Annotated in this window: 20 protein-coding genes; 8 read left to right on the top strand and 12 right to left on the bottom strand. The window is 40.1% G+C overall.

The window, feature by feature from the left end:
• Nucleotides 1-6: 6 nt before the first annotated feature.
• Nucleotides 7-393, bottom strand: coding sequence for an RNA polymerase sigma factor (locus ABID56_RS09905; RefSeq protein WP_354220738.1), 387 nt, complete (start codon nt 391-393; stop codon nt 7-9).
• Between the two features lie 170 nt (nt 394-563).
• On the opposite strand from ABID56_RS09905, the gene hmpA reads away from it, so the two are divergent.
• On the top strand, nt 564-1784 hold the full coding sequence (gene hmpA / locus ABID56_RS09900; RefSeq protein ID WP_354220736.1) for an NO-inducible flavohemoprotein: 1221 nt from the start codon (nt 564-566) through the stop codon (nt 1782-1784).
• A 59-nt stretch (nt 1785-1843) separates the two neighbouring features.
• On the opposite strand, the gene arsC is transcribed toward hmpA, so the two are convergent.
• The 3 genes from arsC to ABID56_RS09885 are packed head-to-tail and all read right to left on the bottom strand — an operon-like array spanning nt 1844 to nt 3935.
• Nucleotides 1844-2257 (bottom strand): arsenate reductase (thioredoxin), encoded by a 414-nt coding sequence (gene arsC / locus ABID56_RS09895; protein ID WP_354220734.1) that lies wholly within the window; start codon nt 2255-2257, stop codon nt 1844-1846.
• A 12-nt stretch (nt 2258-2269) separates the two neighbouring features.
• Nucleotides 2270-3574: an arsenic transporter gene (locus tag ABID56_RS09890; protein WP_354220732.1), complete on the bottom strand. Its 1305-nt coding sequence runs from the start codon at nt 3572-3574 to the stop codon at nt 2270-2272.
• A 16-nt stretch (nt 3575-3590) separates the two neighbouring features.
• Entirely contained in the window at nt 3591-3935 is a 345-nt protein-coding gene (locus ABID56_RS09885; RefSeq protein WP_354220730.1) for an ArsR/SmtB family transcription factor, read from the bottom strand.
• Nucleotides 3936-4095: 160 nt separating this feature from the next.
• On the opposite strand from ABID56_RS09885, the gene ABID56_RS09880 reads away from it, so the two are divergent.
• Genes ABID56_RS09880 through ABID56_RS09865 form a run of 4 tightly spaced genes read left to right on the top strand, consistent with a single transcriptional unit; the run spans nt 4096 to nt 6325 of the window.
• Entirely contained in the window at nt 4096-4737 is a 642-nt protein-coding gene (locus ABID56_RS09880) for a cobalamin B12-binding domain-containing protein (RefSeq protein WP_354220728.1), read from the top strand.
• Between the two features lies 1 nt (nt 4738).
• Nucleotides 4739-5044, top strand: coding sequence for an antibiotic biosynthesis monooxygenase family protein (locus ABID56_RS09875; protein WP_354220726.1), 306 nt, complete (start codon nt 4739-4741; stop codon nt 5042-5044).
• Complete coding sequence (locus ABID56_RS09870) at nt 5044-5433, top strand: hypothetical protein (RefSeq protein ID WP_354220724.1); 390 nt, start codon at nt 5044-5046, stop codon at nt 5431-5433. The genes ABID56_RS09875 and ABID56_RS09870 overlap by 1 nt, the downstream gene beginning before the upstream one ends.
• Complete coding sequence (locus ABID56_RS09865; protein WP_354220722.1) at nt 5408-6325, top strand: GGDEF domain-containing protein; 918 nt, start codon at nt 5408-5410, stop codon at nt 6323-6325. The genes ABID56_RS09870 and ABID56_RS09865 overlap by 26 nt, the downstream gene beginning before the upstream one ends.
• A gap of 17 nt (nt 6326-6342) precedes the next feature.
• On the opposite strand, the gene ABID56_RS09860 is transcribed toward ABID56_RS09865, so the two are convergent.
• Nucleotides 6343-7137: a hypothetical protein gene (locus ABID56_RS09860; RefSeq protein ID WP_354220720.1), complete on the bottom strand. Its 795-nt coding sequence runs from the start codon at nt 7135-7137 to the stop codon at nt 6343-6345.
• A 136-nt stretch (nt 7138-7273) separates the two neighbouring features.
• On the opposite strand from ABID56_RS09860, the gene ABID56_RS09855 reads away from it, so the two are divergent.
• Complete coding sequence (locus ABID56_RS09855; protein WP_354220718.1) at nt 7274-7699, top strand: disulfide oxidoreductase; 426 nt, start codon at nt 7274-7276, stop codon at nt 7697-7699.
• A gap of 13 nt (nt 7700-7712) precedes the next feature.
• Nucleotides 7713-8126: a thioredoxin family protein gene (locus tag ABID56_RS09850; RefSeq protein ID WP_354220716.1), complete on the top strand. Its 414-nt coding sequence runs from the start codon at nt 7713-7715 to the stop codon at nt 8124-8126.
• A gap of 50 nt (nt 8127-8176) precedes the next feature.
• Here the strand turns inward: ABID56_RS09850 and ytzI are convergent, their stop codons facing one another.
• A complete protein-coding gene (ytzI, locus tag ABID56_RS09845) occupies nt 8177-8338 on the bottom strand; it encodes a YtzI protein (RefSeq protein WP_354220714.1) in 162 nt (53 codons plus the stop codon).
• A 184-nt stretch (nt 8339-8522) separates the two neighbouring features.
• Between ytzI and ABID56_RS09840 the strand changes: the two genes are divergently transcribed.
• Complete coding sequence (locus tag ABID56_RS09840; RefSeq protein ID WP_354220712.1) at nt 8523-8834, top strand: YggT family protein; 312 nt, start codon at nt 8523-8525, stop codon at nt 8832-8834.
• Nucleotides 8835-8856: 22 nt separating this feature from the next.
• On the opposite strand, the gene ABID56_RS09835 is transcribed toward ABID56_RS09840, so the two are convergent.
• The 6 genes from ABID56_RS09835 to ABID56_RS09810 are packed head-to-tail and all read right to left on the bottom strand — an operon-like array spanning nt 8857 to nt 12933.
• A complete protein-coding gene (locus tag ABID56_RS09835) occupies nt 8857-9183 on the bottom strand; it encodes a hypothetical protein (protein WP_354220710.1) in 327 nt (108 codons plus the stop codon).
• A 32-nt stretch (nt 9184-9215) separates the two neighbouring features.
• Nucleotides 9216-10175 (bottom strand): ring-cleaving dioxygenase, encoded by a 960-nt coding sequence (locus ABID56_RS09830; protein ID WP_354220708.1) that lies wholly within the window; start codon nt 10173-10175, stop codon nt 9216-9218.
• 17 nt (nt 10176-10192) lie between these two features.
• Nucleotides 10193-11065, bottom strand: a complete 873-nt coding sequence (locus ABID56_RS09825) for a hypothetical protein (protein WP_354220706.1) — start codon at nt 11063-11065, stop codon at nt 10193-10195.
• Between the two features lie 11 nt (nt 11066-11076).
• Nucleotides 11077-11604, bottom strand: a complete 528-nt coding sequence (locus ABID56_RS09820; protein WP_354220704.1) for a GNAT family N-acetyltransferase — start codon at nt 11602-11604, stop codon at nt 11077-11079.
• A 12-nt stretch (nt 11605-11616) separates the two neighbouring features.
• Nucleotides 11617-12060: a pyrimidine dimer DNA glycosylase/endonuclease V gene (locus ABID56_RS09815; RefSeq protein ID WP_354220702.1), complete on the bottom strand. Its 444-nt coding sequence runs from the start codon at nt 12058-12060 to the stop codon at nt 11617-11619.
• 12 nt (nt 12061-12072) lie between these two features.
• Nucleotides 12073-12933: a 5'-3' exonuclease gene (locus tag ABID56_RS09810; protein WP_354220700.1), complete on the bottom strand. Its 861-nt coding sequence runs from the start codon at nt 12931-12933 to the stop codon at nt 12073-12075.
• Nucleotides 12934-12939: the final 6 nt, after the last annotated feature.

The raw sequence follows: 12939 nt of genomic DNA, 5'->3' as shown, positions 1-12939 counted from the left end.
AATTCTTCAATCCCTCGTAAAAAAAACGACATCACGGTAGTTCGGTTTTAACTGATTGATCAAGTCCCTTACGGCTATTTGCAATTCTGTTTTTTCAACATATTGTTCAGGTGAATCGACTGTTTTCGGTTGATAGTCTTCATCAGAGATTAATCGACGCCAATCCCTTACTTTGTTTTTGCGCGTATGATCAATCGCTACGTTCCGTGCAATGCTAATCAACCATGTTTTCGGATTGGCATCACCTCGAAATGATTGATGGTGATCGATTGCTTTAATGAACACATCTTGAACGAGATCTTCCACATCAGGTGTGCCTAAACGAAATACTAAGAAGCGATAAATATCATCAGCATAGGTATCAAACCAACGGGTAATCAAATCTTCATCCATTGTCGCCCTCCCCGCTTTCTATTTGATTTACTTATTAGACGGTCTAGCATCGGAAATCTTACACGTTAATAAAATTTTCATAAATTAGTTGTGATTATGTGATTAAAATCACATGTTATAAACGTCATGAATTAGATAATGGATATAACTTAACACATGGAGGGGTTCCAATGTTAACAGAACAACAGAAAGAAACGATTAAAGCAACAGCTCCAGTACTACGCGAACACGGAACAGCTATTACAACACGCTTTTACCAAATGCTTTTCGAAAAACATCCAGAGTTATTAAATATATTCAACCAAGCAAATCAAAAGCAAGGTAAGCAACAACGCGCCTTAGCTAATTCTATTATCGCATCAGCCGAGCATATCGACCACCTAGAAGAAATTATGCCTGTTGTCGAACAAATCGCACACAAGCATCGTAGTTTAGGCATCAAACCTGAACACTACCCGATCGTCGGCGAAAACTTACTTATAGCCATCAAGGATGTCTTAGGCGATGCCGCAACAGATGACATTATGCAAGCATGGGAAGATGCTTACCAAGTAATCGCTGATATCTTTATCGATGTCGAAGCCAAATTATACGACGAAACGGAGCAACAACCTGGTGGCTGGAAAGATTTCAAACCGTTTTATATTGCGGATAAAGTCGTCGAAAGTGATGTCATTACATCATTTTATTTAAAACCCGTCGATGGACAATCGTTACCAACATATAACGCCGGTCAATATATTAGCGTCAAATTGGATATCCCGAGCGAAACGTACACGAATATTCGTCAGTACAGCTTATCAGATAAACCACACGCCGACTATTTCCGAATTAGCGTCAAACGTGAAGATGAGCACGATCCTAATGGCGTTGTATCTAATTATTTACACAACGACACTAACATTGGCGATCATGTTGAGGTTAGTGCGCCAGCTGGTGAATTCACACTTAATACTTACAGCACGAAACCACTCGTGTTAATGGGGGGCGGCGTTGGCGTCACACCTATGATGAGCATGCTCCATCAAGTCGTCAACGAACAACCGAATCGCCCTGTTTCATTCGTACACGCTGTTAGAAATGGTGATGTTCAAGCTTTTAAAGACGAAGTGACGAACCTCGTCTTAAACCATCAACACGTTAATGTTCACACTATTTTATCAAATCCAACGGCAGACGATCGCGCAAACCAGCATTATCATCATGAAGGGTTCATTTCGTTTGATTGGATGACACAACATCTTCCGTACGAGGACGCTGACTTCTACTTCTGTGGTCCGAAACCATTTATGGAAACGGTCATGAACCATTTACACCAACTAGGCGTCTCAGACAATCGAATCAACTTTGAATTTTTCGGTCCACAAGAAACATTACAAACGACAGCATAATCGCCAGCCATAAAAAATCGCTAGCCGATGGTAAAACACCATTTGGCTAGCGATTTCATTTATTGTGCCTTTAATGCTTCAATACGACGTTTAATATCATCGCGCACATCGCGGAACACTTGGTTCACTTCTTCTTCTGTTCCTTCCGCTTTCGCTGGGTCAACAAGTCCCCAATGGTCTGTGTCGACATTTGGTGGTGTGACTGGGCAATTTTCTTTCGCGTCGCCACAAAGCGTAATGACTAACCTCGCACGATTCAGTAAATCACGGTCAATGACAGCTGACTCTTGACCGCGAATATCAATGCCTACTTCGTCCATCATTTCAACAGCCTTAGGATTCACACCATGTGCTTCAATCCCAGCACTATGAACTTCATACTCATCACCCAACATATGACGACCTAACCCTTCAGCCATCTGACTACGACAAGAATTCCCTGTACATAAGAAATAAATAATTGGTTTACTCATGTTTACCACTCCTTATAAACTAACTAATACTAATGACACGTATAATCCGAGTAGCGTAAACGCTAAAACTGGGATTGTTAAGATTAAACCGACTTTAAAATAGTACCCCCACGAAATTTGAATGCCTTTTTTCGACAACACGTGTAGCCATAACAATGTCGCCAATGATCCGATTGGGGTAATTTTCGGACCTAGATCACTTCCGATCACGTTCGCATAAATGAGCGCTTCTTTAATAACACCTGATGTATTCGTCGCTTCAATCGCAAGCGCGTCGATCATAACGGTCGGCATATTATTCATCACAGATGATAATATCGCCGCAATAAAGCCCATCGACATCGTCGCAGCCATTAACCCTTGGCTCGCCGCCGCTTCAATAACATTTGCTAATACGTCGGTTAATCCAACATTTCGCAAGCCATAGACGACGACATACATACCAATTGAGAAGAACACAATATCCCACGGAGCGCCTTTCACAACATCTGTCGTTAGCACAGCAGGACTTCGCTTCGCTAAAATCAAGAAGACAATCGCGATAATGCCCGCCACGAATGAAACATACAAGACATCAATCCATTCACTCGCAAAATAACCAACTAATAACACACCTAATACGCCCCAAGATATTCGGAACATGCGGTGATCTTTAATCGCTTCTTTCGGCTCTTTCACCATCGACAAATCATATTCTTTTGGAATCGATTTTCGGAAAAACAAATACAAAACCACGATACTCGCGACCATCGAAAATATGTTTGGCACGATCATTCGTAACATATACTCGAGAAATCCGATCTCGAAAAAGTCTGCGGATACGATGTTTACTAGGTTACTGATGATAAGCGGAAGTGATGTCGTATCGGCAATAAAACCACTCGCCATAATAAACGGCAAAATCATCGCTTCTTTGAAATTAAGCGCCCGCACCATCGACAGGACAATTGGCGTTAAAATCAGTGCCGCTCCGTCGTTTGCGAATAATGCGGCAACCGCAGACCCTAACAAGGTGACGAGGATGAACATCTTCACACCGTTTCCACCTGCTAGACGCGCCATATGTAACGCTGCCCATTCAAAGAAACCAATCTCATCTAGTATGAGTGAAATAATGATAATCGCGACAAAGGCAAAGGTCGCATTCCATACTAACTCGGTTACATCAATTACATCTTGTACGTTCACAACACCGAATATTAAGGCGAGGATTGCACCAGCACAAGCAGTCCAACCAATCCCTAAATTTTTCGGTTGCCAAATAACAAACGTTAATGTGACAAGAAATATCACTAAAGCTATCGTTAAATCCAACATCAAAACTCCTTATTGATTAATCGCAAATGACATTGCGCCCCTCGCGTTCTAGTTGCTCTAATTCATCCTTAATACGTGGCAAGGACGTAATAATATGTTCCATCAATGAAGCCGTCTGATGGTCATCATTAAAACGATAGAACACCCATGATCCTTTTCGTTGCTCACGTACTAGACCACCGTCTCGTAATTTACGTAAATGCTGACTAATCGCCGGCTGCGATAAATCGATTACCTCTACTAATTCACAAACACAACATTCACGTTCATAAATAAATTGCATGATGCGCAAGCGATTTTGATCGCCTAATAACTTTAACATTTGCGATGTTCCCGCAACTGATTGTATTTGAACTGACACATGATCACCACTTTTATATAAGTAAATGCTTATATAATAATATAACAATCAATCTATGTTGTAAATCCTTTTATCACGAAATAAGGCTATCGTCTTTAATTAAAGACGATTCCCCTATATAATGGTAATATCGAATCCTGTAATTTTGTGAGGTTGTATGATGTACTCTACCGATTCTTTAACACAATACTATGAAGCTATTTTGTCAGGCAACACTGATCAAGCCTATAACATCATTCAATCTGTCGTTAAAGAACATCCTACGGTGGATGCCTATCGCCTCATTGCACATGCGATGTACGATGTAGGGAAGCATTGGCAAACAAACGAACTGAGTGTCGCTCAAGAACACTTAGCTACGGCCGTATCACAGTTTGTCATTACACAATTAACGATTCATGCGATTGAATCAAAACAACAAACATTGCAATCTGTGGCGTTATTTTCTATTGAGACCAACCAACACAATTTAGGAATTCAAATAATCCGCAATTTATTTTTGGAGCAAGGATTCGTGACTTATTTTTACGGAGCTGACGTCCCAAACCATCATATTATGGAATCACTAAAAGACGTGAAACCCGATTATATTTGTTATTCGGTTACATTGCCGAATCATTTAACGAAAGCGAAGGAATTAGGTGAACTCATACGTCAGGAACCATCATTAAATCATACTGGCATTGTTATTGGTGGTTATGCACTGATGAATCACCCACACCTCCGCAATCAACTCGTTCACGATTATTATTTTGATAGTATTGAAGACCTCCATCAATGGATACTTGAAGAAGGTGAATAACATGTATATTGTCGATTCAACAGTCGTTGTCCCTGAAGGTAAAGAAGATGAACTGATTAGCATTTACCAAAACCGTTCGCGCAAAGTCGACGAACAGCCAGGATTTATCAAATTCGAACTCCTGCAAAACGACAAGAAACCACAAGAATTAACGGTTCATACGATTTGGGAAACGAAGCAGGATTACTTAAACTGGGCACGAAGCGAACAATTCAAACAAATTCATGAACTTGAAAAAAACTATCCCGATCAAGAATTAGCCCAAATTGTGCCACGAGTTTATAAGTATAAGGTGGTCGCTAACTAATGTATCCAGCAGAACTCATGCAACACGTTCCATACCAACAACTAGTCGATTCAGTTGTCAGTGCGATATACCAAGAAACACCTGAGTTATATGACCGATTTGGTGAAAGAGGCCTTGAACGTTGTCGTGAAGATAACTTTTACCACTTGCAATATCTAACGACAAGCTTTCAATTACAATCTACATCCATTTTCTTAGATTACACATCATGGCTTAATGAAGTGTTAACGAGTCGAGGTATTGATCGCGATCATATTATCCAAAACTACCGACTACTAATAGACGCAATACCGAAAACAATCGATGATGATGCCGAACAATTTTTCTTTCAATCTTGCTTAACACAAGCCATTGATCATCTGGATGACGGGGGCGATTCCCATCAATGAATTCAATCAAAAGATCGTTCAAATGTTAAACCAATCGAACACCATTGTGATAAGAACTGACCATAAAGGGGTTATTCTTGATGTTACGGGGCGTTTAGCTGATCATATAAAGCCATCTGATACCATTTTCAACTATGTCGATAGCCAATCGTTAAACCGAATGGACCAAATATTAAATGATCAAGAAGGTAATACATCAGATATCTACTTAAAATTCAACGAGGAACCCTTGCCTTATATTGTTGAATACATAATAGATAATCAAAATTATTGGTTCATACTCACACCATTTCCGGATTCTTATTTGAATTCAATTACGAATATTTACGAAGCGACGAACCAATTAAACGAGCTATACGTTGAAAAAGCAATTAGCGAAAAACAATTGAACAAAGCATTAGAACAATTAAAAGATAAAAGTATTACAGATCCATTAACAGACCTCCATAATCGACAACACTTCTACGATGAGATAAAAAAATTATATAATGCGGAACAAGTACCGAAACGTTTATCCTTTGCAGTCATAGACTTTAATGATTTAAAGTATGTGAATGATAACTTTGGCCACTTAGCCGGCGATGGACTGCTCAAATTGTTTGCAAACCTAATAGCTGATGTCCAAACCGACCGCACTCGCGTCTTTCGAATTGGTGGCGACGAATTCATCTTAATGACCACCGAATATGAGTTAGACACGTTAACCGAGATCGTTCATAACCTTGATCACCAATTCCGTGAAAAATCTGATATTTGTTCACTCTCATTTGGATTTGTCACGCTAGAATCAGAAGACATTCGTTCGCTCATCCACCATAAAAATGTCGATCATTATATTTCTAAAGCTGACAGAGCAATGTATGATTACAAACGAAAAATCAAATCAACCTAAAAAAACGTCTCGAAAGATTATCCTTCCGAGACGTTTTTCCATGTAAACGTAATCGTGCCTTCGATATTATGACCATAAAATGTAAATGGCACATCACCAGATGCCGTTGCGTTAAATTCATACAGCCAATCGTCGTCACCTACATACGACAAATCACCGTAATCACTCGTTCCAGGATGGCGCTCCAAACCGTGTGGCCTATCATGCATTAAATCCCATTTTACACGAATTTCATATTGCTCATCAGCTTCAACCGGAATATGAATGGTTTCCAAACCATTCAACTGATCAAAATGAACGTCAAGTTGTTCGCTGTTGGACGCTACGCTATAACCTGATTTTATCGTCGGATTCCAGATTAACGCAATCACTAGTATGGCGATAGCAGGGATTCCTATCCAAGCTGGACGCTGTTTTGATCGTCGTACAAATTGTTCAATAAAATAAAACAACAGAAATGCCATAACAGTAAACAAACTACTATAGAGCACAATATAGAGATATGCAGCAAACGATGCTGATACTAACGGTATATAAACTATAAACCAAATCACCATAGCAGACATCATATACAATGATACAAACATACGCCGTGATGAATCATTTAACTTTTTAGCCAACCATTCATTAATGTATGAACATATCACAAGATAAATAATAAAAATAAGCCATACATAAGGGTTGGATAGTAGGTTATAAACTTCGGGTAAATTGAACTCTGTAAAAGCTAAGTAGGCAATAGCCGTTAATAACATTGTCAAAAATGCTGTCGCGATACGGCTACTAATATGTAAAAGATTCAATTGCTTCATGTCTTCTCCTCCAATCTTTTCTTATCATACACTATTTTCATGACGTTAGAAAATGTTCATAAAATAACTTACTTTTTTAACCGTTTCGTACTATAATTTAGTTTAGATGTTTTCTGTTAAAAAGGAGTCTATAGGCATGCAAAAACAAACGGAAAATATAGCCATCATCGCGTGGGGTATTGCATTAATAGCAACACTCGGTTCATTATACTTCTCAGAAATTCGTCAATTTGAACCTTGTCTTCTATGCTGGTACCAGAGAATATTAATGTATCCACTCGTTTTAATATTGTTGATTGGCATCGTATCAAAAGACAGACATGTATTTAATTATAGCATCGTCTTTTCAAGTATTGGACTAGCTATCTCGATCTATCATTACACGATTCAAAAAATCACATTTTTACAAGGTAATGCTTTAAGCTGTGGTGAAGTATCGTGTACCGCTCAATATATTAATTGGGGTGGATTTATAACGATTCCATTTTTAGCGGGAACTGCTTTTACGCTTATCCTCATATTAAGCATTAAAGGGAATCGTAAAATGAAACAGACAACGTAAAGGAGGACTCACCTTGAAAAAGATATTAATTTTCGGCGGCATTATTATCGTCTTATTCGTCGCTTTAATTTTGTTAACGAACCAAGGCAAAGACACGTCGAATGAAGAATACTACAGCCAAGCTGTGGAACCAGACACACTCGACCAAAAAATTGAAGAAGAAGACAGTTTAACGGTTTATTACTTCAGTCCTGAGTGTCACTATTGTCAGGAAACAACACCACGCCTCATGCCTTTAGCTGAGGAAATGGGCGTTGACTTAACGTTATTCAATTTACTTGAATATGAATCAGGTTGGCGCAATTACGGCATTGAAAGTACACCGACTGTCGTTCATTATGAAGATGGTGAAGAGGTCAACCGTATTGTTGGCGCAGCACCGAACGACGATTTCAGAGCGTTTTTCAATGACGTTGTGTTAGATTAATCAAAAATCCGACTTCCAAACAAGTGAGTGCTTGTGAGGAAGTCGGATTTTTAGTTACCATTATCTTCTTCTGCGTTATCTTTATCCTGCCCCTCTTCTTCAGGCAACGGATCGACTGTATGCTCGTAGGAATACCCCTTCGAGATTGCCATTACCGTTAACACAGCAACGACAATAATAATCACAATCGATATAATCAATACCGTAAACATCACACATCACCTTCATCATATAGTCATGCATTCATTATAATTAGCCTTAAGTTCAGTCGCAAATTAAACATCTTACGCTTAAGGTTTGCCATTTTTCAACATCCTATTCCACCCAATTAACTTAACAAATCTGATGTTTAACCGCGAAATGAAGAGTGGTATTAAGTAGTAAGAGGTGATCATAATGAGAGTAATAACCATCATAAATCAATTAATTAATATTATCGTCTGGGTCATCCAAGCCATATTAGGTTTGCGTATTATTTTGAAATTATTCGGTGCATCTGAAACAGCACCTTTCGTAGAATGGATATACCAATGGAGCGAACCCCTTCTTTATCCTTTTGCAGGTATCTTTCCATCGACCGTCCTCGATGGCACGTATGTCATTGAATTCTCAGCTATTTTTGCCTTTATTGTTTATACCATGTTAGGTTACTTCATATCTGCGATAATATTAGGGCTTGGCAATCGATTTAACCGTCCATCTTCATAATGCAAGGTGGACGGTTTTTTAGTTAAAGCAGCAAATGACGTTCAAAACGCACGAAAGAATAAACACGCATAAACAATACTATGGATAACACAATAATAAGCGGCATTTTGATATATTGAATCTCCGCAAAATACACCATAATCAATCCCATGAATGTCATGAGCGCTAAAAAGTTAGAGTAGCGACCATTTAATGGCGTATTACTGACGGCAAGTGATGACACTTGTTTGATTTTGTCAAAGTAACACGACTTGCAGTACGCTTGAATCATAAAAAATATTTGTGTCGTAAATAAATCGTGCTTCGTTTCGATTTGCTTATCACAGTTTTGACAATAAATTTTCCTCATCTTTTTTTGCACCTACTATACATAATCTCGTTTTATAAATGAATGGGTTCTAATATAGATTCAATTTGAGTTCGTTTATCTTCTAAAAACGGTGGCAACGCTAACGACTCGCCAAGGTGTTCCATATCTTCATCTGTCGCAAACCCTGGTCCATCAGTCGCCAATTCAAATAAAATACCATTCGGTTCGCGGAAATACACCGCTTTAAAATAATGGCGGTCGACGAAGCCAGAGTTACCGACTTCGTTTTGATTTAATAGGTCGATCCATTGTTGCAACTCTTGTTCATCAGCTACGCGAAAAGCCACATGATGCACGCCTCCGCGCCCTAAACGTTCAGGTGGTAAATCGAACCGTTCATGAACGTGGATTTCGGCGCCCGTCCCGCCTTCTTCTACTGAATAAACATGTACCGTTCTAGCTTTCTGATCGTTGTAATCACCAATGAACGTAAATCCTAATACATCAACGATAATGGATTCTAGCCAGTCGACTTTAGGCACTGTCAAATGAATGGGACCAAGACCTGTAATGCCGTATTCGCGTTTAGCCTTCGAATGCTCCCAAGGCGTTCCGCTCGCCACACCATGTTCACCCTCGTCGGATACAAGCATAAGTCGTTGATGCTCGTGGTCACGAAATGGTAGTACGTGGCGACCAAACGCCTCTTGAATCCCATCGTGATCAACTTCATATGCCGTCAAACGATCGCGCCAGTATTCTAACGCTTCATCATCAGGGACTCTTAATGACGTCGTCGAAATGCTATGATTTCCATTATGGTTTTGCCCAATTTGGGGTATTTCGAAAAACGTTAATTCCGTCCCTGGGTTACCAACTTCATCGCCATAAAACAAATGATACATCGATGGATCATCCTGGTTAACGGTTTTCTTAACCATCCGCATGCCTAATATTGTCGTATAAAAATCAACATTTTGCTGCGCTTTTTTCGTCATGGCTGATACGTGGTGAATGCCTAATATATTCATTTGCCCACCTCAATACATTATTGTTTTAGAGTCTTTTCAAAGGATTTAATATAGTCTTGTTCACTTGGGTAAACTTGCCCTTCATGAACGTTTCCACTTTTGAACTCAACACGCAAATCAATATGCTTAACGCGTTCTTCTGATTCCACATGCAATATCCAAGCACGATCGTCACTTAACCCTTGCGTTAAGTGATGGTTATCCTGTTCAAAATTGGCTTCTTTGTAGCGCTTTAATAGAATTTCTTCTGAGTTATTATCTTCATATGTAACTGTTGCCACAGCTTTAGCAACTTCTTGAAACGACAATCGCGGTTCGCTCACTTGTTCGTAGACGATTTCCACTACCTTTTGACCATCAACTGTTTCCTGAGAGCGACCTTGTGATAATAATGGGATAGGCCTTAAAAATTGATCGGGCATTCGGCGTACTTCACTCGCTTGACTCATTTCACCCTCACTAATCACTTGATATTCATATGAGCTGTTTTCTGGGTCAATCGAAACGGTCGACGTGTATTGTAACGGTGACGTTTCTTCTGTTTCAGCCGTCACCCACTCTGCTTGGTCATCCGGACGGTACCGCAGACTAACATTTGCCCCATCTGACATTTCACGAACCGACCAGTTCGCCTTTAACACGACGTCATCAACCGAACTCTTGTCATCTATTGGCGTAAACTCAATATCTTGTACCCACTGCTCTTGCTCGCGTATTTCTTGTTGCTGACGATCAAGTGATTGGTTAATTTGATACAAATCACTTCGTAAAGACTGTTCGATATCATGGCGTTGTTGATCGATTTTACTGTTTAAGGTAGCTACCAAAATGATATTCACCACAATACTAGTCACTAACAATCCAATCAGCCATTTATCAATATACCGCATACGCAACCCCCTTAATCGCGTAAATCAATCCAAAACCGGCGAACGACATCGCCATTCTCTGTTGTAAACGGCAGCCCTTGTTGTCCGCCAACTTTTTCACAAACTCGCTGTGTGATTACGTCACCGTCTTGGCACGTCACTAACGCTCGAGGGACACCGTGCGATTTCAAAATCGTCATCGCCTCACTTAGCATAAATGTCGCATGACCTTGATTTCTCTCTGACGGCCGAACGCCAAATTCGACTAAACCATCTACTTCGACTAATGATCCGACTAATTCATGGCGAATCACGCACGCGCCCATGATTTTATATTTGTCATCGACTAACCAGCGTGTCGATGTCGCGACCTCATCTTCTTGAAGCCCGATTCCTTTCTCTTGGTTTAACCATTCATCGACTTTCGCTTGAAATACTGATGGATTGATATCTTGCGCATGCGGGACGACTTTCTCATTGTGACCATGCCAATCATTTATATAGTCTAAAAAAGCTGTTTCGAGTGATGCTGACGGTTTCATTAATGTTAATTGACTCATATTAACCCCTTTCTATGTCTTCTCGACACGCTCCCAATGTTCCACCTCTCCATCAATGATTGTGAACATCGGGTGCGTCTCTATATCGTTTTCAGTTACTGACTTTAATTGTTCCAACGTATCGGGGGATCGTACTTCTAACTTCGATAATAAATGACGCCACTCATAGCCTAGTTGACCTTTCGTCACATTTAAAGTCAGGTTCAGATCCGCTTGATATATTTTAGACTCATCAAATCGATACCCTCGTCTTACCGCTTCTTCGTGGACATATGTCAAGTACGTCCCAATAGCCGTTATCGGATCATGGGTCTCACGAAACCTGACGAGTTGAGGGTGATTGCGATACCCTTTCGTCTCACCACGTAACACTTTTTGCGCTAATAACGTTTCGCGCCATAATGCAACTAACCCTTTCGCATCTAAATACTTAGGATGTACCGACCATACTCGCACTTTGAACCCCCCTTATACTAAGTCACCCAGTCGTTTAAATTCGAATTCGTTAAACTTATCAATGACTTTATCACGATGAGGTCGATAATGAGCCTCATCCAACGAACAACTGAGATCAACATCACAGCGAATCTCGGCTAATTGGCGCGATAAGTGGACCATCTCTATATCCGTTTCGAATTTCGTCTTTTGAGCAGGTGTAAGTGACTCTAAATTATTGAGGATCGCATCTAATGACCCGTGCTTCATTAATAATTTCAACGCTGTCTTCTCACCAACACCTCTTACACCTGGGTAATGGTCACTCGTATCGCCCATCATCGCTTTCAATTCAATCATTTGTTTAGGCTTAATACCTTTTTCTTCAACGAAACGATCAGCGTCGTACGTATCATAATTGCCGTAGCCTTTTTTAAGTAATGCGACGTGGACTTGATCATCTAATAGTTGTAAAATATCTTGATCCCCGGTCAAAATCGTCACATGCGCGTCTTGTTGATAATGAGACGCTAATGTCCCGATGCAATCATCTGCTTCATAGCCAGGGATGCCAACGTTCGGAATATCCATTGACTCAGTGACCTCTTTCACTAAATCAAACTGTGGCACGAGTTGTTCAGGTGGCGCGCTCCGGTTCGCCTTGTAATTAGGGAAAAGGTCATTACGAAACGTATGACTGCCCATATCCCAACACGCGACAATATGTGTCGGACTAAATGTATCCACAGCGGTTAACAAATGTCTCGTAAAGCCGTGAATCCCATTCGTCGGAATCCCGCGACTGTTGACCATAAAATTATTCATCATCGCGGTTGAATAATAAGCGCGAAATAATAACGCCATGCCATCGACTAATAATACATGTTTACTCATTGTGCT

This window comes from Alkalibacillus flavidus, from assembly GCF_040545925.1.
GTDB lineage: Bacteria > Bacillota > Bacilli > Bacillales > Alkalibacillaceae > Alkalibacillus > Alkalibacillus flavidus.
The sequence above is the reverse complement of the archived record's forward strand: the minus strand, read 5'-3'. Positions and strand labels throughout refer to the sequence as shown.

What these genes read in the sequence shown, in the direction of transcription:
- ABID56_RS09810 (WP_354220700.1), bottom strand. Translation starts at nt 12,933, where the DNA reads ATGAGTAAACATGTATTATTAGTCGATGGCATGGCGTTATTATTTCGC.
- ABID56_RS09875 (WP_354220726.1), top strand. Translation starts at nt 4,739, where the DNA reads ATGTATATTGTCGATTCAACAGTCGTTGTCCCTGAAGGTAAAGAAGAT.
- ABID56_RS09820 (WP_354220704.1), bottom strand. Translation starts at nt 11,604, where the DNA reads ATGAGTCAATTAACATTAATGAAACCGTCAGCATCACTCGAAACAGCT.
- ABID56_RS09825 (WP_354220706.1), bottom strand. Translation starts at nt 11,065, where the DNA reads ATGCGGTATATTGATAAATGGCTGATTGGATTGTTAGTGACTAGTATT.
- ABID56_RS09855 (WP_354220718.1), top strand. Translation starts at nt 7,274, where the DNA reads ATGCAAAAACAAACGGAAAATATAGCCATCATCGCGTGGGGTATTGCA.
- ABID56_RS09860 (WP_354220720.1), bottom strand. Translation starts at nt 7,137, where the DNA reads ATGAAGCAATTGAATCTTTTACATATTAGTAGCCGTATCGCGACAGCA.
- hmpA (WP_354220736.1), top strand. Translation starts at nt 564, where the DNA reads ATGTTAACAGAACAACAGAAAGAAACGATTAAAGCAACAGCTCCAGTA.
- ABID56_RS09840 (WP_354220712.1), top strand. Translation starts at nt 8,523, where the DNA reads ATGAGAGTAATAACCATCATAAATCAATTAATTAATATTATCGTCTGG.
- ABID56_RS09905 (WP_354220738.1), bottom strand. Translation starts at nt 393, where the DNA reads ATGGATGAAGATTTGATTACCCGTTGGTTTGATACCTATGCTGATGAT.
- ABID56_RS09870 (WP_354220724.1), top strand. Translation starts at nt 5,044, where the DNA reads ATGTATCCAGCAGAACTCATGCAACACGTTCCATACCAACAACTAGTC.
- ABID56_RS09835 (WP_354220710.1), bottom strand. Translation starts at nt 9,183, where the DNA reads ATGAGGAAAATTTATTGTCAAAACTGTGATAAGCAAATCGAAACGAAG.
- ytzI (WP_354220714.1), bottom strand. Translation starts at nt 8,338, where the DNA reads ATGTTTACGGTATTGATTATATCGATTGTGATTATTATTGTCGTTGCT.
- arsC (WP_354220734.1), bottom strand. Translation starts at nt 2,257, where the DNA reads ATGAGTAAACCAATTATTTATTTCTTATGTACAGGGAATTCTTGTCGT.
- ABID56_RS09880 (WP_354220728.1), top strand. Translation starts at nt 4,096, where the DNA reads ATGTACTCTACCGATTCTTTAACACAATACTATGAAGCTATTTTGTCA.
- ABID56_RS09890 (WP_354220732.1), bottom strand. Translation starts at nt 3,574, where the DNA reads ATGTTGGATTTAACGATAGCTTTAGTGATATTTCTTGTCACATTAACG.
- ABID56_RS09865 (WP_354220722.1), top strand. Translation starts at nt 5,408, where the DNA reads ATGACGGGGGCGATTCCCATCAATGAATTCAATCAAAAGATCGTTCAA.
- ABID56_RS09830 (WP_354220708.1), bottom strand. Translation starts at nt 10,175, where the DNA reads ATGAATATATTAGGCATTCACCACGTATCAGCCATGACGAAAAAAGCG.